Source organism: Oceanobacillus luteolus (assembly GCF_042678205.1).
Taxonomy (GTDB): Bacteria; Bacillota; Bacilli; order Bacillales; family Amphibacillaceae; genus Oceanobacillus; species Oceanobacillus luteolus.
Map to the genome: position 1 here is coordinate 45,429 of NZ_JBHUDE010000035.1, position 20,090 is coordinate 65,518.

At 38.1% G+C, this 20,090-nt stretch carries 16 protein-coding genes; 10 read left to right on the forward strand and 6 right to left on the reverse strand.

The window, feature by feature from the left end:
* Nucleotides 1-16: 16 nt before the first annotated feature.
* The 3 genes from ACFSBH_RS07190 to ACFSBH_RS07200 all read right to left on the reverse strand — a co-directional run bounded on the left by ACFSBH_RS07190 (nt 17) and on the right by ACFSBH_RS07200 (nt 5,518).
* On the reverse strand, nt 17-931 hold the full coding sequence (locus ACFSBH_RS07190; protein WP_379596791.1) for an ABC transporter permease: 915 nt from the start codon (nt 929-931) through the stop codon (nt 17-19).
* 1,061 nt (nt 932-1,992) lie between these two features.
* Nucleotides 1,993-2,583: a restriction endonuclease gene (locus ACFSBH_RS07195; protein WP_379596793.1), complete on the reverse strand. Its 591-nt coding sequence runs from the start codon at nt 2,581-2,583 to the stop codon at nt 1,993-1,995.
* A 1,516-nt stretch (nt 2,584-4,099) separates the two neighbouring features.
* A complete protein-coding gene (locus ACFSBH_RS07200; protein ID WP_379596795.1) occupies nt 4,100-5,518 on the reverse strand; it encodes a M20/M25/M40 family metallo-hydrolase in 1,419 nt (472 codons plus the stop codon).
* Nucleotides 5,519-5,893: 375 nt separating this feature from the next.
* Between ACFSBH_RS07200 and ACFSBH_RS07205 the strand changes: the two genes are divergently transcribed.
* From ACFSBH_RS07205 to ACFSBH_RS07215, 3 genes are all read left to right on the forward strand, one after another.
* Nucleotides 5,894-7,483 (forward strand): BCCT family transporter, encoded by a 1,590-nt coding sequence (locus tag ACFSBH_RS07205; RefSeq protein WP_379596797.1) that lies wholly within the window; start codon nt 5,894-5,896, stop codon nt 7,481-7,483.
* Between the two features lie 169 nt (nt 7,484-7,652).
* Entirely contained in the window at nt 7,653-7,877 is a 225-nt protein-coding gene (locus tag ACFSBH_RS07210; protein ID WP_379596799.1) for a hypothetical protein, read from the forward strand.
* Nucleotides 7,878-8,003: 126 nt separating this feature from the next.
* Nucleotides 8,004-8,312, forward strand: coding sequence for a DUF3784 domain-containing protein (locus tag ACFSBH_RS07215; protein ID WP_379596801.1), 309 nt, complete (start codon nt 8,004-8,006; stop codon nt 8,310-8,312).
* A gap of 53 nt (nt 8,313-8,365) precedes the next feature.
* Here the strand turns inward: ACFSBH_RS07215 and ACFSBH_RS07220 are convergent, their stop codons facing one another.
* Nucleotides 8,366-9,103: an SDR family NAD(P)-dependent oxidoreductase gene (locus tag ACFSBH_RS07220; protein WP_251513320.1), complete on the reverse strand. Its 738-nt coding sequence runs from the start codon at nt 9,101-9,103 to the stop codon at nt 8,366-8,368.
* Nucleotides 9,104-9,275: 172 nt separating this feature from the next.
* On the opposite strand from ACFSBH_RS07220, the gene ACFSBH_RS07225 reads away from it, so the two are divergent.
* Both ACFSBH_RS07225 and ACFSBH_RS07230 read left to right on the forward strand, forming a co-directional pair.
* Nucleotides 9,276-9,893, forward strand: a complete 618-nt coding sequence (locus ACFSBH_RS07225) for a TetR/AcrR family transcriptional regulator (RefSeq protein ID WP_379596804.1) — start codon at nt 9,276-9,278, stop codon at nt 9,891-9,893.
* A gap of 211 nt (nt 9,894-10,104) precedes the next feature.
* Nucleotides 10,105-11,715: an acetolactate synthase large subunit gene (locus ACFSBH_RS07230; RefSeq protein WP_379596806.1), complete on the forward strand. Its 1,611-nt coding sequence runs from the start codon at nt 10,105-10,107 to the stop codon at nt 11,713-11,715.
* Nucleotides 11,716-11,839: 124 nt separating this feature from the next.
* Here the strand turns inward: ACFSBH_RS07230 and ACFSBH_RS07235 are convergent, their stop codons facing one another.
* Nucleotides 11,840-12,598 carry a class I SAM-dependent methyltransferase gene (locus ACFSBH_RS07235; RefSeq protein WP_379596808.1) on the reverse strand — a complete coding sequence of 253 codons (759 nt, stop codon included), beginning with the start codon at nt 12,596-12,598 and terminating at the stop codon, nt 11,840-11,842.
* A gap of 554 nt (nt 12,599-13,152) precedes the next feature.
* Here ACFSBH_RS07235 and ACFSBH_RS07240 point away from each other — a divergent pair.
* Entirely contained in the window at nt 13,153-14,076 is a 924-nt protein-coding gene (locus ACFSBH_RS07240; protein WP_379596810.1) for a WD40/YVTN/BNR-like repeat-containing protein, read from the forward strand.
* Nucleotides 14,069-14,938 (forward strand): hypothetical protein, encoded by an 870-nt coding sequence (locus ACFSBH_RS07245; protein WP_379596812.1) that lies wholly within the window; start codon nt 14,069-14,071, stop codon nt 14,936-14,938. The genes ACFSBH_RS07240 and ACFSBH_RS07245 overlap by 8 nt, the downstream gene beginning before the upstream one ends.
* A 110-nt stretch (nt 14,939-15,048) precedes the next feature.
* Here the strand turns inward: ACFSBH_RS07245 and ACFSBH_RS07250 are convergent, their stop codons facing one another.
* On the reverse strand, nt 15,049-17,124 hold the full coding sequence (locus tag ACFSBH_RS07250; protein ID WP_379596814.1) for a DUF262 domain-containing protein: 2,076 nt from the start codon (nt 17,122-17,124) through the stop codon (nt 15,049-15,051).
* 359 nt (nt 17,125-17,483) lie between these two features.
* Between ACFSBH_RS07250 and ACFSBH_RS07255 the strand changes: the two genes are divergently transcribed.
* From ACFSBH_RS07255 to ACFSBH_RS07265, 3 genes are all read left to right on the forward strand, one after another.
* Nucleotides 17,484-18,248 carry an SDR family NAD(P)-dependent oxidoreductase gene (locus ACFSBH_RS07255; protein WP_379596816.1) on the forward strand — a complete coding sequence of 255 codons (765 nt, stop codon included), beginning with the start codon at nt 17,484-17,486 and terminating at the stop codon, nt 18,246-18,248.
* 323 nt (nt 18,249-18,571) lie between these two features.
* A complete protein-coding gene (locus tag ACFSBH_RS07260) occupies nt 18,572-19,168 on the forward strand; it encodes a hypothetical protein (RefSeq protein WP_379596818.1) in 597 nt (198 codons plus the stop codon).
* A 628-nt stretch (nt 19,169-19,796) separates the two neighbouring features.
* Entirely contained in the window at nt 19,797-19,994 is a 198-nt protein-coding gene (locus tag ACFSBH_RS07265) for a putative holin-like toxin (RefSeq protein ID WP_251513351.1), read from the forward strand.
* Nucleotides 19,995-20,090: the final 96 nt, after the last annotated feature.

The window sequence follows — 20,090 nt, forward strand, 5'->3', positions numbered from 1 at the left end:
TACACCTCACTCCAAACTACTTGTATTTAATCTGTGGATCGAGGATTCGATAAACAGCATCTGTTATTAAATTGGCGACAATCGTAATCAGTGCGATGACAAATACGATTGCTTGCACTACCGCCATATCACTTGCCCCAATGGAAGAAAGCAATAATCTACCTACACCTGGCCAAGAGAAAACAGTTTCCACGACAATCGCTCCACCAATTAATTGTGGGAATTGAATCCCAACAATCGTAACAACGGGAATAAGCGAATTTAAAAACACATGTCGTAAAACTACAATGAATTCTTTTTGCCCTTTACTCCGTGCCGTTTGGACAAATTCCTGTTCGAGAACTTCCAAGACACTTCCACGTATAAGACGTGTCATCTCCGCAGCAAGTGCCACGCCAAGTGTCACGGACGGCAAGACAAAGTGGATTGGTGTCTCGGCACCTGAGACCGGGAATATGGGAAGCATAACTGCGAAAAATAGAATCAACATGATCCCAATCCAATAGTTCGGCATCGCCTTTCCAAGGATGGAAACTCCTGAAATAATAAAATCAAGAAATGAATTCCGTTTCAATGCAGCATAAATTCCGAGTGGAATCGATATGATAATCGCAATCCCCATCGCCATCAGCGAGAGGGTGAGCGTCGCCGGAAGCCGCTCCATCACAAGTTGAAGGGCAGGTTCCCGGTATTGTAGTGAATTACCGAAATCTCCCGTGATTAAATCCTTAATATAATTCAAATACTGCACAAAGAAAGGGTCGTTCAATCCTAACGCCTCTTCCAGTACAGCACGGTCTTCCGCTGTCGCATTTTCAGGCAGCATCATCGAAACCGGATCACCGGCCACATAAACAAGACCAAAAACAATTAACGTTAATATAAATAGCGTCGGTACAATTTGCAGCACCGAACGTTTTAAAAAGGCCAAGCAATCACCTCAATGTCGAATATTGTCGTAAAACATCATTACTATATTGTAACGGCAAATGTATAAACGCACTAGCAAAATGCACTGTGGGAAAACGAAAATAATCGGTATTTTGAGAAACTTCCCTTCTGTGAGTGAATGAAGGCTTAGGTATGGTATTAGCGTTTGCTTAAAGTGTGGAATATAGTCAGGGAGATTTTGTGAGAGGTGGCATTGGTGTGTTGGTGATTGAGGGAAAGCGAATTTCTGGTAAGTTGATGGATCTATTGTTGAATTTTAATCGGCGGTGGAGTGTTTCGTGACAAGAAGATGGTTCTATTGTAAGTTTTCAATTGGAATTGAAGTGATTCATTACATGAGGGCAGCTCTATTGTCAGTTTTATATTGAATTTAAGGGGATTCATGACATGAGAGGGGTTCTATTGTAAGTTTTTAATTGGATTCGAAGTGATTCATGACATGAGAGAGCCTCTATTGTAAGTTTTTAATTGGATTCGAAGTGATTCATGACATGAGAGAGCCTCTATTGTAAGTTTTTAATTGGATTCGAAGTGATTCATGACATGAGAGAGCCTCTATTGTAAGTTTTTAATTGGATTCGAAGTGATTCATGACATGAGAGAGCCTCTATTGTAAGTTTTTAATTGGATTCGAAGTGATTCATGACATGAGAGAGCCTCTATTGTAAGTTTTTAATCAAAACAGATGGCATTCTTGTCTATACAGAAGAGGCGGCAAAAGACGAAGAGCCTATGGAAGAAATAGAGGCTGCTGATTGGGCCTGCCCTCACATTTTTAGATAAATCATACTATATACTCGATGTATTATAAAGAATAAAGTGAATAAACAGAACTTAATGACTATACTTGTTTATATCGACCTCTGACCTCCGTAATAGACATTTGATTAAGATACTTTAAAATCGCTAGTTCCTCGCACTTTAAAATGTATGTTGTTATGTATGGGCTTCCGAAGAGAATGTTAAGTGATGAAGATTTTGTTACTAATATAAAACCTCCCTATTGTAATCAATGTCAACAGGGAGGAAACTTTAGACATTCTAACTATCAAATTCCTTAATTTCTTCCTCCGATTTCCCCAAGCTCTTCAACCATTCTTCCACAAGCTTCACACCATCGATCAGTTCAATATTCAATCCTTGTGCATAGCTTCTTGCATTTTCTGTAAAAAATCCAGTAGTAATTACATAACCACCGACCGCTTCTCGCTTCACCATATTCGAATGGATAAGTGCAATCGGGTCAAATGACAAATCTCCTTGGTAGCATTTTACTTGGCCTAAATATAAACCATCATCTGTTGTATGTTCAAAATCCACGCCGTAATCATTACTATGAGGAGAAACCCAAGTAAATCCGCCCCTAGTTATTTGAAAAATATCCGCAACGAAATATTCAAAGGAAATGGGATCACCTTTGAGGTAAATACTAGAATAATTAACCGGGTTCTCTGCTGATTCATTTTTGAATCTTAAATACAGCCCCATCGCGAGCGTCCTCTTCCATTCTTCGTTTGATTCGTTATGAAGATCAATGAGCATGTTTATCCGCTGATGTTTCCTTTTTGTGTAATGGAAATGAAAAAATGCTGCAAGTAAACCTAAACCGATGATTATCTCTAAAACTAACATCTTGTGCCCCTCCTCACCTATTACGTTATTAATATTTATTAACATGATTGATAGAAAGTATACGGGGTGTGCATTTTAATAGTAGAAGAGAGTAAACGAAGAGGACACGAGCCGTATTCTTTGAACTAATATGGAATCCATGTATAATTATATGTAAATTCTATTAAATATAGTTATTATTGGTAAGCAGCATTGTTGTAGCCACGGAAGGATAACAGCCTTGGAAAAACTGTTAACAGTTTATTCCTAGGCTGTTTTTAGAGGGGAAAACAATGCTGAGTATGGAAACACGATGTCGCTATTTTTTCCATTTAACCTTGTTGGTGATTGATTTAGAAGGATCAAGCTTGGATTCAGCAAAACATCGACTTTCCTTTTTATCAAAATGATTCTAATAGAGTCATTGACCTTCCGTGTGAACTGGAACCGAGAGTGAGCACGATACTAGGATCTTTATGTTACATAAAGAAGAGCGTGATGCAAAAACCCTTTTCCAAAGGGATATACATATCAATTCTACTAGTTTATCCGTTCTGCATTCACATTTCGGTTTTAGATATGAAATGGGGGTGAGCAAAGTGAACAAGATTCTAGATTCTTTATTATGGGTATTAATCGTTGGAGGAATAGTTGGTTTTATTGCTCTCATTGCTGTTGGAGGTCTTACCTATTTCAATTTTTAGGAATGAAATCCAAGAAGAGTTTGTTACTAGAACTTCGGAGGTCTGACGCTCCAAGAATTGACAAACACTCAAAAAAAGAGAACCATCCTCAAGATAAAAAATCCCTCGTGTCGTGCAAGCTGCGCATGGAGGGATTTTTTGTTCATATTCCTTCCCGCATATCAAGATTCTACAAGACTAAACTGAGTAATTTCCAAGCAGATTCTTTGAATTATTTTGAATTAAATGTATAATTATATGTAGAGTGAAATAAATTTTATTAGAGAAGGATTTTCTAAGGTTCTGCGACTTCAATCGGTTCTGGACCACAGGAAATCAACAGCATTTGCTGTACTACGGAAGGATAACAGCCTTGGAGAAACTGCTTAACAGTTTATTCCCAGGCTTTTTTAGAGGGGAAAATGCCTATCCACTTCATTCTACCTATTTTCTTTAGTAGATACAGCACGTTTAATAGAGTACTTGAAAAGAATAAGCTGAAATTCGACTAGACGTAGAAGTACATTCAGCACCTCTCTTTACTAACAATTATATAAGTCATTGCCTTCCGTGAACTGTAGCCGAAAGGGAATTCAACAATTTGCCCATTGATGGATTGCACATGTCGGTTTCAGCTATGAAATGGGGGTGAGCAAAATGAACAAGAACAAATTTCTAAATACTTTATTATGGTTTTTAGTAGTAGGATTTATTGTTAGTTTTATTGCTCTCATCGCTGTCGGAGGATTGACGTATTTTAAATTTTGATGGTTTCAGGGTCGGCTAAAACAATGCAAAATAAACAATTAATCCCTCATGCAGCTTAGCATGAGGGATTAATTTTATAACACTTTCTATCTATTCCTCACAGGTTCTTCATTCAATAAATAATTACCTACCCGCTTGTTCACACCTTGTCCCTTTTTACCTCTAGGTGTTTCTTTGCGTACGAAATCATATATGGCAGAACCAATCAGTTCACCTGCTTCTTGGATACGATCTTGACTGATTTTATCAATCGTATCGAATGGAGTATGATACCACGGTTCTAATGCTGCCGTTTCTGGTTCTCTTCTAATAAAGTTGGCGGCATCAATTCCTGCTTCATAAAATGCAACGTGGTCAGAGGCACCTCGTTCAAAAAGAATGAGTGAATCATTTCCTAATCTTTCTGCAGCGTCATTAGCAGATTGCCAAACGAGGTTTGGTGCACCGTCCACCACATTGACAAACATGGCTGTCGCTTCTTCCCAATTCGTTCCGACCATGTCTAAATTGAAGTTTGCTGTACTTCTGGCCAACTCATTGTCGGAAAGCTGACTCACATAATATCTGGATCCAACGAGTCCAATTTCTTCCGCTCCAAAGAAAACAAACCGGACTTCTTTGTCAGTTGGATATCCTTTCATAATTCTCGCCAATTCTAAAACAACAGATGTTCCGGAAGCATTATCATTTGCTCCAGGTGCATATGGTACACTATCGTAGTGTGCGGTTACATAAACGATGTCGTGGTTATCTGAAGGCTTTCCTTTCGGCTTTTTGACTGCGATAACATTTTGGGATTTCTGATTCGTAATCTCACTAATTTTGATTGTAGCCGTAACCTCTGAACCTTCAATTTCTTCTAAAAGTGCTTCCCCATCTGCTTGAGTAATCGCCACTACTGGGATAGAAGCTGTGTTGTCACCTAAGCTTGGTGTTGGAGGTACGAGTCCATCGGCATTATCATAAATAATTACCCCTGCAGCACCAGCTTCTGTAGCATGTTCAACCTTTTCCCAGAAAGAGAGACCTCCCCTTTGAATAAGGGCAATGTTCCCTACTACCTCTTCTGAAAAATCACCTGGTTCGCCTAAGCCAGCATGGTATATAGCTCCAGATACGCCCTCTTCAGTCGTGGAAGAAGAGCCAGTCGCGATACGAATAGCAAGTTCATTATCGTCCATAGATGTAACTAACTGCCCCTGCATCCGATTGGCGATATCGAACTCCTGTGTACTGACGTCATACCCATAACGTTCCATTTGTTGTTGGATATAGCGCGCTGCCTCCTTTTCCTGATCAGTTCCTGTAACTCTTGGTCCGATGTCTTCACTTAAATAACTGATATGCTGCATCGCTCTTTTTGAATCAAATCTCTTGATAATTTTGTTGTCGAATGGGGATCCGGAATGAATCGTATCACTCTGTGGTTTTGCGGCAACCGCTGGCACTTGAAACATGGAGAATAATAGTGCGATTATAGCTAAAACAACGATATGTTTCTTCAATAAAATCTCCTCCTTAAATTTGCTACCTTTCATAGTTTGATAGACATAAGAGATTGATTACTTTACAAAAAACATCCCACCTCCCCACCTTTGTATGCGCTTCCAACATGTTGACTATAAGTATAATAATCGAGCCTCCATTAAACAATCAGTCCTACACCTTATTTTGAATATAGAATGGGTGCTTCCTACTAGGTTGATAGATTGGGTAGAGTCTAAAATTGCGATATGAAAAAATAAGTACGTACTCCATTCAGTTCCCCATAAACCTACATGCTTAAAAATCATAAAAAGTGGTAATACAGATATGGATGACTAAAAAAGAGAAATTAGTCAAATTCGTTTTACGAAAATATCATTTTTGGGGGTTATTTTTTGGCTAGTGAATATCAAGGAAAAAGAAAAAAGCGATTAGTAGATTATAAGATTTTTCTTCCTGCTATCTTAATTATTATCGCAATTTCGATTCCGTTCGCCTTTTATGAGGACGAATCCACAGCATTACTGAACGGAATCTTTGCCATGATTGTTGATATGTTTTCATGGGGCTATATTTGGTATGCTGTTATTTTAGTTGGTGCCGGGATCTGGTTATCCTTTTCTAAATATGGAAATGTCGTGCTTGGAGAACCTGGGGAAAAACCACGTTTTACATTATTTGAATACGCATCGATCTTAGTTGCGATGGGATTAGGCTCCACCATCATGCGGACAGGGATGACAGAATGGGCTGAAGTGGCAGTAAGTCCTCCTTTTGGCGTAGAAGTTGGTTCACCTGAAGCCTTGCTTTGGGGAAATGCGTATGGGATGTTCATGTGGAGTGTGCAAGTCTTTGCGATTTTTGTCATGGCAGCACCTGCAATGGGATATATCTTACATGTTAGGAAGCGGCCTGTTATGCGAATTTCCGAGGCGCTCCGTGTACTCTTTGGGGATAAATTTACCGATGGCATCGGCGGTAAAATCTTGGATATTATTTTCTTAATTAGTATTCTTGCAGGAGCGGCAGTTACATTAGGATTGGGAACTCCAATTGTTACTTATAACCTGTCCGAATTATTTAATATAGAAATCACGTTTGGCCTGACACTGATGGTTACCATCATTTGGGTGTTTTTCTTTACGATGAGTGCCTATTTAGGAATCGAAAGAGGGATTAAAAGACTAAGCACGCTGAATATGTATCTTGCCGGGGCATTTGCTATATTTGTACTTCTTATCGGACCTGGTATTTTCATCTTAAACTTCTTTACCGATACGGTCGGCTTTCTATTCTCTCATTATATGGATATGTCTTTCCATACCAATTCATTGAATATTGGTGGGGAAAACCGAATCGAAAGCAATACGATATTTTGGTTCGCATATAGTGCCACGTGGGCCATGCTACACAGTGTATTCGCCGCAAAAGTCTCCAGAGGGAGAACCATTCGGGAGATGATTATCACCTATATGCTTGCTCCACTTGCCGTATCTTGGATTGCGACTGCGGTTCTCGGTGGCTTAGGGGTTCACCGTTATGTGACAGGACAAGTTGATGCGCTTGCGATTGTACAGGAAGACGCGATGGCATTGATTCCAGAAATCCTTACAACATTGCCGTTACCAACAATCGTCCTTGTTGCCTTCATCGTAATTGCAATGATTTTTATGATAACAACTCTGGACTCAACGACGTATACGATTGCTTCGTATGCAGGAACGGAAAATATGAGCAAGGTCGAACCTTCCAAGCATCTACGCTTAATCGTTGCAGCAATCATCACATTGCTTGCACTCGTATTATTGAGGATTGGCGGTTTGGCTCCACTGGAAGTGTTATCAGGAATCATGGGAATCCCGATTATCGTCCTACAATTCCTGACGATCTATGCAGCCAAGAAAATGATGGATGAGGACCAAGCATGGCTGCACAATGTACGAGATAAGAATCCGAGAAATAATAGAAGTAAATATCGATATTAAAAATAAGCACACTGCCGAAATTTGGTGGTGTGCTATAATTTTGGTGTTTTGGAGACTTTAAGTTTTCCAATAGCTGCTTTTAGCTTGCACATGCAAATTGATTCACTTTTTTCATGAATGAAAACACATGAGTTGGAAAATCCTATAGTTAAAAATAGGAGAATTACAAATGAAAAATCTAACACGTGAACAAGCCATACAATTCGTAAATGATTTATTTAAAGAAGACCTCAGTAGCGCGTTTAACGAGCAGGCAGATCAAGCTGGTGAGAATGGCGATCCTAGCTTCGTCGTAAAGAACAGCAAAGGTGACGAAGTGGAAGTTTTCGTCGATTGGAATAAGGAAGAAGATATATTGTCCTATGCAATAAATGAAGATAATCAGTCAGAATAAGGATCCCATTCCAACCAGTCCCATAGATAAGAAGTTATCACTAGAGGTACTATCGAAACCTATGGTACGCTTAGGTTAAGTGACTACTTCAATAAGAAAAAGAGACTTTATTTCTGGGGGATAAAAATGATTGGTCTGATTATTATAATTATACTCTTCATCGTAATGGGTATTTTTCTAATCAATGGAAAAGGTTCGTTCTTAATTGCGGGTTACAATACCATGTCTGAAGAGGAAAAAGCTAAATACGACACCGTTGCCCTTTGCAAATTCATGGGGAAAATGATGTTTGCTTTTGCTTTCATAATGGTATTTTGGTTAATTAGTGAAGTATATAGTATCGATTGGTTACTGTATGTGGGTATTGCTATATTTATTGGTTTGACTGTGTTTATGTTGATTTATATGAATACGGGTAATAGGTTTAAGAAGTAGAAAAAATAAAGGCTGAACCCTCATAGGTCCTGCCTTTGTTGTACATGTAGCAATTATTGTGCAGTATAACCACCGTCAACGACTAAGGCGTTTCCAGTCATGAAGCTGGAATCGTCACTTGCCATGAACAGTACAGCTTTCGCCATTTCCTCTGGTTTACCTAGACGTTTCATCGGTGTTGCATTGGATAAGAATTCACGGTCTGTTTCACCTAGGATTGGTGTTTCGATAAACCCTGGGCAAAGTGCGTTTACGCGGATATTTCGCTCTGCGTACTCTAATCCTAGAGAACGAGTCAAGTTCACAACCCCAGCTTTAGCCGCATTGTACGCAGCACTTCCAGGTGATCCTACCAACCCGTACATAGAAGCGGTATTAACGATTACTCCACCGCCTGTTTTCAAGAACTCTTGGATTGCACCTTGTGCAACTAAGAATACCCCATCAAGGTCAACCTCGACTGTTTTTCTCCACTCGGCATAGGATAATTCTTCTGTCGGTTTCACCGCACCAATTCCAGCATTGTTGAATAAAATATCTACTTTACCGAAAGTTGATAGAGTTGTAGAATAAATATTCTTTACATCCTCTTCACTTGTTACGTCCGCTTTAACGAAAACAGCTTCAATGCCTTCCGCTTTTAATTCCTCTTCAAATGCTCTGCCCTTTTCCTCATTGAAGTCAACTAAAACTAGTTTTGCGCCTTCAGAAGCAAATAGACGTGCTGTTGCAGCTCCGATTCCGGAAACCCCACCAGTAATAACAGCTACTTTATCTTGTAATTTACCCATATTCGATTACCCCCTGTTATAATAAATATAGTTAAATCTTTTATAACAACGCTTACAACCTTATTATACGAGCTGAAAATAGGCAATCCAACCATCAATATTTCTCTAAATGTCTATTAAATAGACATTCTGTACACTTTTGTCTAATCTACTCACATCAGGAGGTAGTAAAATGATCGAACCAGTTTCCACACCACGAACAAATCGGACAAAGGAACACTTCCAGTTGGCTCTTATTTCTCTTATTAAAGAGAAGGGCTTCCAGGACACTACCGTCAAAGACATTGTTACTACTGCAAAATATAATCGAAGTACATTTTACACCCATTATCAAGATAAATATAAACTGGCGGAGGACTTGCTTTTTACGATGCTGGAAGGACTAGAGCATGCCGTCGGTAAAGCTTATCAATCCAGACGCAAAGTGAATACGAAACAGTTAACAGCCGAATCCTTTCATATCGTTTCCTATATTTATGATCATCGTGACTTTTTTGAACTGATAAACTATGAGGACACGATTCCCGAGTTGCACACCAGATTTCCTAAAACGATTCTGAAAATATATCAAGAAAAATTCCAGTTCGAAACGATTAACAATTTGCCTGTAGACATGAATTATTTCACTCGTTACACCGCATATGGTTTCTATGGATTACTATCTTATTGGATCAGCACTGGATTTGAAGCTTCACAAGAGGAATTTATTGAAGAGGTTATTCAGTTGGCTCGAACACATATGGCTACGGTGAGGTTTGTTGGGGATTCTTCGGACAGTTCGAGAAACTAAATTAGTATTAATAAAATACCTGCCGACAGTTGGAGTGCTCATGACACGTGAGCACTCCTTTCTTACGTCCCAAATTTCTTTATTTCTTCCTCTAATAGCCATGCCTCCAATCGTATCTCGCTTCACTATATTCGGGTAAAAACATAAATCTCGCCTTGATAGCTTTTCGCCTATTCCTAAAAGGTATTTTAAATAACATTAAGGAGAAAATATGAAAAAAAAAGAGGTGCGTACGATGCGGAAAGCAACAGATTTACTAGTTCAATGTTTGGAAAATGAAGGGGTTGAGTATGTATTTGGCATAATGGGTAAGGAAACCTTGGACTTGATGGACTCCTTGTCCAAGTCAAACATACAATTCATCAACGTCCGTCATGAGCAAGGTGCTGCTTTTATGGCAGATGTTTACGCACGGCTTACAAATAAGCCTGGGATTTGCTTGGCAACTTTAGGACCTGGCGCAACTAATCTGTTGACTGGAATAGCAAGTGCAAATTTAGACCACTCCCCCGTTATCGCCATTACAGGACAAGCGGGCTTTGACAAGCAACACGAAGAATCACATCAGTACATCGATATCGTTAAAGTATTTGAACCTGCTACAAAGTGGAGCGTGCAAATTAAAGATGCTCAAACGATACCGAAAATCATTCGTAAAGCTTTTAGAGTAGCCCAAATGGAAAAGCCCGGTGCTGTTCTAATTGAATTACCAGAGAATATCGCACCACAAATGGTACCAAATCAACCATTAACAGCTTTGCCCATACCAAAAAGCATCCCAATTCCACAAGCTTTAGAAAATGCTCTTACAACAATCAGTCAGAGTCAAAAACCAGTTGTACTGCTCGGAAACGGAGTAATCAGACAAAAAGCTGTACAGGGCATTCTGCATTTTGTGGAGAAATTGCAAGCACCTGTGATACACAGTTTCATGGCAAAAGGGATATTACCAAAAGATCATGCCTTAAATTATTTTACGTTCGGATTCAGTAAACAAGATGAAGCATTACCAGTAATTGAGCAGGCTGATTTGATCATTGCAGTTGGATTTGATCTTGTAGAAAGTCCACCAAAGAATTGGAATCCAAAGATGAACCCTATTTTACATATTGATACACTTCCTGCAGAGATGGATGAACATTACCCTGTAAAAGAAGAACTTGTCGGTGATTTGAAGGAGATTTTTCAGCAACTTACTGCACGGAATATACCGTCTAAACCATGGATGCCAGCTGGTAATCTAAAAGAACGTATTAAATCGGCTTATCATATTGATTCAAATCCAAATGTAAACCAATCACTCACGATAGAAAATATCTTAGCGAGCATTGAAAATATTGTTCCGGAAAATACAATTGTCATTTCTGATGTGGGTTCCCACAAACTCTCTATTGCCCGAACCTACCAATCGAAACAGGCTGGTAGGCTAATCATCTCCAACGGTTATGCTTCGATGGGAATTGCTTTGCCCGGAGCGATTGGTGCCAAGTTAGCTTGCCGGAACGATCCGGTGATTTGTATTACTGGGGACGGTGGAGCTTTGATGAACATATCGGAACTAGAGACGGCCAAGCGGCTGAACCTATCGTTTATCGTCATCGTATTGAATAACTCAAAGTTAAAATTAGAGGAACAAATGATGGAGGAGAAATTCAACAGTAGTTTTGGTACGGGATTCGGGAATCCGGACTTTGTCCAGTTGGCTGAAAGTTTTGGAGTAACTGGAGTTAGACCCCAACAAAAGAATGATTTTGAACAAGCATTAATAAATGGCTTAGGACAGGCTAATGGTATTTCATTAATTGATATCCAATTAGGATGAATAGAGAGAAGAATCCCTTTAAATAATATGGGATGAATCAATTGTTAGATATAAAACATTTGATTCATCCCGTATTCATTTTCACACCAAATTATTAGGTATTTACTTTTTTCAGAAACGGTTCCTATGGCCTTGCGATAATTAGCCTTAGTGATCCTATAAAGGTTGGTTTCTGTCTATAGTGTCCGTGTTTTTCATCCCATGCTCCTGATTTCAAATCATCTGCCAGTCTCTGTATTAATTTTTCCTCCATCCCTTCCGGCAAGACTCCCCAGACTGACTGTGACAATCGTACTTCCTTTTTCAAAAATGCTTCCGGCCTGCCATAAAAAGCCTCTTGGAAACCATCTACACAATCAAAAGGTAAAGGAATTTCCTGTACCTCACTTTTTCCTCCGAGCGATTTTCTGATATAATCAATGGTCGGAAAACGTGCCCGCTCTACTTCAATCAATTCCGGAAAGTAATCCGTATTCCAATAGCCGCCAATCGCCTCGGGATCAAAGGTCAAAATCAACACCTGATCCTTGGTAACTCTTCGTAATTCCTGTAAACCTTTTCTTAAATCCGACCAGTGATGCACCGTAACCATCGCCATGGACGCGTCAAAAGAATCATCATCAAAAGGTAACGACTCTGCTGTTGCAATAACAGCCGGCACCCTTTCCGCATGTTGACGTTGGGAGCGCATCACACTTGACGGCTCCACTGCAACGACGTATCTGTCTTTCGGTTCATATGACCCTGTGCCAGCTCCTACATTCAATACTGATTTTGCGGAACCAAGCGCATTGTAAACATATTCTTCAATTCTAGGATCCGTTCGTCTGTACCCAGAATAGTTCTGCCCTTGTTCGTCATAGTTATAAGATTGATTTTTCATTTGTGGATTACCTCCAGATTTTTATTTACCATAAACACTCTGTTAATGACAAAACCAAATACTTTATACTTATGAAGGAAATAAATCCTCTTAGGGGTTGAGAAAATGAGTACGTTTAAATTAGTAGAAAGAGGAAAGCGGAAAAAGAAATTTGTTTGGCGATCGAAGTAAAACGACCATGCGATGTTATACCTCCTCCTGGTTCTTCTCATATGAAGGATAGATCAGCGCAAGTATATTTTTCTCTATGTATATGGAAGTATTTAACTTATAATTCAAAGTTAACACAAAACGTAATGTATAGATATATAGATTGATATAAAGTTAACCATGCAATTAGTGCTTTTAAGATAAAAATTCGAGATTTTCTATACAATGTTAAGCGCTTTCCTGATATTATAAGAATATGGCATTTCCTTTAATTTCCATGTCCCTACTGTACCTGAGGTTTTTTAAGTTTAAAAGATTTAGAGGCACTTTATCATCTCAAGACTCTTGCTGTAACCGTCCACAAAGCATGATCCCATAAATAAATTTAGAAAGGGCACTTTCTCATGAAATATTTCTTATTTACTTTATCAGGCATCATCTTAATTGTATTATCAGTCTTATCGATTTTTTATTATCAAAACATCAAAGAAATGGATTTATCTTCCTTGGCCCCACCGCACACCTCAGAACCTCCATCTACAGAAAGTAAAGAATTACATATCGTTAATCCAGATGACCCAATATTCTACTCCTTACAAGACGATGAATTGAACATCTCGTTTAATCAAGGTAAAGATTGGACTACTGTCCCAGTGCCGTTGGACGAATTATTCAGTGGCGAATATAACGGGAACAGGCAGGAACTGATTGAGGATAGTTATTTCCTTACTGAAAATCTCACAGCATTCCTCTATTCAGAAGGACAGAATTGGGAGAGTCAAAGAGTTGTGTTGCTCTATTCCACGGATCAAGGGGAAACATGGGAAGAATCCACGGTCAAAGAACCCTTCCCCGGCATGCGATTTAGAAAAGTAGACTTTCTAAATGAAGAATTTGGATATGTCATTATTTCCGGTGGTCGCACCATGTCTGAAGAAGGTTCCTTCGTCTTTCTTACTCACGACGGCGGGGAGAGTTGGCAGGAAACGACCAATTTAGGGGTGACAAGATTAATTTCCGATGGTGGATTTGTTGATGAGTCCACAGGATTTATAACTTTTGAAACAATCAATTCTGGTAAACCCGAGCTTTATGTGACAAAAGATGCAGGCCAAACATGGAAGCAAGCGTCCCTTCAAATTCCAGAAGAGTACAACGAGATTTTCATACAAGCGGGACTTCCAGTACAGGAAGAAGACCATTTATCTTTACTCGTGAACCAGGGACCGTATGGAGATTATCAAGGTGGACTAGTGGAAGGAAAATTCATATCAGAAGATAATGGAGAAACTTGGGAGTTCGAAATGGAGGTCGAGCCTAATGAATAAATTGCGTACACAGAATATAATTGGTTGGCTCTCATTGATGATCTCCCTCGGCTTTTTCTTCTTACAGATTGGCTACTTGGTCATCTCTAGAAAACATCAAGTGGAGTACGTGGATGACCGTTTATTTTACTTGATTAATATCATTTGTTTCGTCTTTCTTTTCTTAGCATTATTACTTTTGATAAAACCTAGGAAGAAATTAAAGCTAGTTGGAGCAAGTATCCTATTCATTTTTATTGTAGGTCAGATTTACATGTTGATCTCCAGTAATCAAATAGTGAAAAATACTGTAAGTGTCTCCCCTGATTGGAAACATGTCTTGTCAATTAAAGAAAACATGGAAAATGGAGATGTCGTCTATTATCGAGACTATTATCGCATTCTAGCTCGGCCGAAAGAAGTTCTCCCCCACAAGATAAAAGGGGAACTTAAAATCGAATGGCTAGCGGATGATGTGGCAGCCATAACATATGAGACAGAAGACAACACTATCCAACAATTTGTAGCCACGTACGGTTACCGTGGTGACGGGCTTTCCTATTACGAAGTAGGAGCTGTGATCCATGGCAAATGGCAAGGTGAAAATATCGAACTAATCACCGGTACAGAAGGTCTGACAGTGACTGAGAAGGGTATACAAACGTTATTTGAATGGGATGAGATGGAACAGTTTGGCACCCTTGCTATCGTCTTGAAGAAAAATAACGAAGCCGTTTGGACGGTTGCACTAAATGACAACTTTGAAGTTCCTTCTGATTACTCACTGCCTACTGAAGGAAATATTACGTTGTATAAGGCAACGATGGAGGATAATGAGCTGATCCTATTGGATTATGGTGGGAATCCTGAACTAGTACAATAAAAAAACAACTAATCCCTCATGCCGCTTTGTCGCGCATGAGGGATTAAATTTTCAGATGAGCCTTGGCCTTTTATCCTCATAGGTGTAGAGATTTCTACATACTAAACACTCTATATGGTTTTAGGAGGAATAGCATCAATCTGTAGGCTGCTGTATTCAATCTCAAAAACATCAAATAAATGCCTCAATACATATGTTTTACCTTTATTTGATAAGTTCGTTTTTGCATAAACTCCTGGTAAGATTTCGATAAATTTATTGTTGCTCACTTGTGAAAAAGCTGTTTCAAAACCCGTTTTACTATCAGCTTCAGCAAATTTTGCAAACGCTGTTGGATTATCCTTAGCTAATATAGTTATTAATTCAATATACATCTCTTTCCAAGAGTCCACAGCGTGATAATCATCTGTAATAAATGTATACCCTTTAACTGTATAGTTAGTGAATGAGTTTTCTCCATCAAAATCATAGAGATCTTCTTCATCTTTCTTCGGTTTGTAATTCGTTTCCGGATAAGTCCAAATTTCTAAAGCTAAATTGATTAAAGAATCACGGCGAGAAATAATTTCTTCTTCCCCCCACTTACTAGCCTTGGCAGGTAGCGCATTCAAATTGACAAAGTGACTTTCCTTATAACCTTTATCCATGGATTGTTTTTCAGAGAAACTTCGATTACTATATTTTGGATTGTAGCCTGTTAGCGTCAGGTTACCTAAATTATTGAGATACGCCTCATGTATTCTTTCATAACTTTCACCTAAATCTCTTTTCCATTCTACGGATAATTTTTGCGGCATAATATGTTCAATTGTATAGTCTTTTTCCTCTACACCGTGGTAAATATTTAAATTCTCGATATGGTTATAATTTTCAAGTCTCTCAAATAGGTAAGTCCTGAATTTAGGATTAATATTATACATGTCACGAGTCTGTAAAATAGATTGTATTTCTTGATCTCTAGGGAATAACCCAGACTTTTCTTTATTTAAAAGTAGATAGCTTATAATCTCTTTTGGTTCGGATTCCGCTCCATGGCTTGTAGACAGATGCTTTCTAAAATCCCTATACAGGACTGCAAATATTTTATTTAATGCATTTGATGGAATCTGAGCAATCATTCGTCGTACAATATAACTCTCAACGATAACTAAGATTTCTTCAACTTGCTCTGAGGTGTACTGCTCATTATTAAAGTCTCGCAGAATAGCCATCAAGAAAGGATAGGTAACTGTTACTTCAAGTTGGTTTAACCTGAATAGGATATTATTAATTTTTTTATCTCCAACAGAACTGTTCAAGATTTGTTGATAAGCTAATGAATAATCTTCTAAGTCTCGGAAAAACGCTTCTTTATCTGTCCAGCTGTTTTCATAATACTTTTTAAACTCTTCATAGATATATTTAATGGTAGGTGTATTAGCGTTTTTCACGGTTAAATAATTTCTAAAAAACTCACTCAAATTGAAAGCAGTTCTTTCTTCAATAGGTTCCCAATAGTTACTATAAAGATGTTCCTGATTATTTATGTCTTCGTTCATCAATAGATAGTTTCTTATTTTATCAGCATTTGTTAACTCTAATCCTGTGGAGTTTAAACTTTCAAAAATAAGCTGCGGATCATCCTCCGGAGAGTTTAAACTGACAACCATAAATTGGAGTTTATTAATTGACTGAAATAAATCATCAATACTAATTTCCATATTTGTAATATAATCATAAAGGAATTTATAATTTCTTGTAATGTTCGAAGCAGTGATAAAGAACTTTGGATTTCCAAAAAGCTTTACGTAAGCGTCGTAATCACGAGGATTAGAATTTAAACGTATCCGCTCATTTTTTGGCCTATAATAATCCAATAAGAAATCGCCCTTTAATCTATCAGGTGTCAATCTTGTATCCTCCACACTGTTAGCTTCTAGCCAATTAACAATTGCTAAAAAGAGTAAAGACAACGTTGTCAGACGCTGTTGCCCATCAATAATAACTTCCTCAGCAGAAACAGTTGGTTTTACTACGATACTACCAAAAAAATGAGTATTCTTTTCCGTATCATGTAACTCTACTAAATCATCCATTAAACGCTGGCAATTTTCTAATTTCCAATCATAATTACGTTGATATACTGGTATAACAAACTTAGTTCCTTTACGCATATAACCTACAACATTTTGTATGTTTCCTTCCACCCTACATCTCCTCCTTCATTACAGATTTTAACTTAGGAAACAGGGGATTAATACTTTTTATTTAAGTCATTAAGATGGTGAATTTTCCACTTTAATTACTTAAGTAAGCTGCCTGGTTCCTTTCATTAATGTTATATCCCTTTAGAGATCAATTCCATAATTACTAAACCACTTCTATGTTACCATTCTTTACCTATTATTTTAACTAAATATAGGGAATATGGTCGATTGATGGTAACATCAATTTATAGGTTGAAGTCAGAGAAGAAGAAAATAAAACCAAGCAGTTGAATTGCTCTATGAAAGCGTTACCTATATCATTAAGTTAGTTAAAGATTACACAACGAGGAGGATGAGAAATGGAGAACAAAGTAGTACTTATCACTGGAGGCGCAGGTGGAATTGGTAGAGAGACTGCGCAGCTCTTCCTGGATAATGGGGCAAAAGTGGTTTTAGTAGATATTAATGAAGAAGCTCTAGAAAATGCAAAAGCAGGTTTGAATGGGGATAAAGACAATATTTTAGTTGTACAAGCAGATGTAACAAATGAAGAAGATGTGAAGAATTATGTGAAACAGACAGTGGATGCATTTGGAAAAATTGATGTCTTCTTTAATAACGCAGGTATCAACGGACCATTTAAAGAAATCAAAGATCTCGATAAGATAACATTCGAACAAATCCTGAGCATTAACGTAACCGGTGTCTTCCTCGGTATGAAGCATGTCATCCTTCAGATGGAAAAACAAGGTTATGGAAGTATTATCAACACTGCTTCCAATGCAGCTTATATTGGTTCCGCTGGTATGCCTGGTTATATTGCATCCAAACATGCTGTGGCTGGACTAACTAAGACAGCGGCACTTGAAGTTGCGAAAAGTGGAATTCGTGTAAATGCTGTTGCACCCGCAGCAATTGATACACAAATGCTCGCTGACATTCAAAACAACATCACTCCAGAAGATCCAAAGGTATCTGGAGAAGCTATTAAACAAGGAATACCATTAGGTAGATTCGGTGCACCGAAAGAAGTTGCTCAAGTAGTTCTATTCCTTGCATCTGATAACTCATCCTTTGTAACAGGTTCACTATATAATGTTGACGGTGGAATGCAGGCTGATTAATGCAAGTAATTAAATAATTTGAAGTGTGCTCTCCTGAAGTTCTGCTTCAGGGGATTTTTTTAATATCACTTTACATTTCGAAAATATATCAGCAAAAACATATTTTAGCTGATATATATCTTAGCGTGATTTCGACGGATAACAGCATGGACAAATAACAGTCACTGCACTAATTTACAAAACCAAGTACTTCATACTTGCGTAGGCTATATGCTATAATATGTATACAAGTTTCATAATAAATTTTACGATACACTTAGCTCGACTCGCAGCTAAGTTTTTTATTTTATATGAAGCAAATAATCCTTTTAGGGGCTGAGAAAATGAGTACGTTTGAATTGGCAGAAAAAGCAAAGCGGGAAAAGAAATTTGATTTGGCGCTCGACTATTATCAACAGATTATTAATGACAAAGGAATTTCTGTTAATCTATTGCAAGAAGTGGCGAATATCTTCTACTTAAAAGGAGTAAACGACCATGCGGTTGCTTTTAATTTAGCTGCTGCCCATCTTTCATTGCATGTCTATCAAGAAAGTTACAAACAAGGTGATGAGGCAATTAAAAATGCCTTAGAAAATTTTCCGAAGGACCTCTTAGAGAAATTTCCAGAGCCCATCGGCGCACTACTTACTAGTGAAAGAGATACGATGAGACATCTTTCTCATGCTCTTATGGATCAGGAATTGATTTTTGAAAAAGCACCAGCTTACCGTCCATTTGCAGAAGTTTACTATGCGCAACTTTTAGATGACGGTTCAGAAAAGGATATCTTGAAAAAATTGAAGATAACCAATCAAGATGTCCTTGCTTTTGATCGAAAACATTATTTCAATCATGGGTTCCAAATATTGCTGGGTGAAATTAAGTGGGATCAATTAGACAATCCGAATGTCTATCAATTGTATATAAACCCGAGTTGATATAAGTCGTTTGAAACTTATTCGAACGACACAACGAAAAGTTAAGTCAGGACAATATTTTCAAATCAGCGATACCAAAAATCAAAAGGAGGCAAGTTCTTTATCCTGCTGTTTAATAGGATAAAAGGATTTGCCTCCTTTTTGTTATTCATTCTGCTATTCAACGAGTTATAGACACTTTTCTATAACAACTCCACCTGCTCCACTTCACTTATAAAAAATAACCCCTCATGTGCTCTAGCCCGGCGCTGAGGGATTATTTCTAACTTCGTGTGTCCACCCCACTTGATGGGGTTGGTATGTTGCAACCGTTCCCAATAGTGGACAGTTTTTATTATTTTATGTTTTTCTATGGATATTATACCACATATAAAATGAGTATAAACCTGTTATAAGAGCAGCATTCAGTAAGGCCTACCACAATTTTAGCCTTAGATCTTATGCACCGGATTTTCTACTCTCGGTATATTCAATAGTAAACGGGAAGTCGCAGGCATCTATTCTTTCCAAAACACATATAGGAATATACGTTCTTATATGATAAAATACAGATACAATAGACTGGCTTCGCATGAGGGATGACGGCGCACTTTTCTTTCTGGAATTTTCCAGGAAGGAGGTGATGCCGATGGAGATTGTTGAAACATTAAGTCTCATGATTGCTTTTGGGACCCTGATTGTTTTAATTATGTCCAACAAAGAAAATAATCCCTCATGTCGTTTAGCCGCGCATGGAGGGATTATTTTACCCAGTGTGCCTTCCCCTCTTGTTGGGGTTGGTCTATTGGAACCGTTCCATGTTACCAGCATGGAGCGGTTTTTATAGTGTATTCAATATTTTGTTATTTATGTTTATTATAGCATAATGTAGTTACTTGTAAACAGAGGTATGAATAGAGGTTCAATGTTACGATTCTTATAT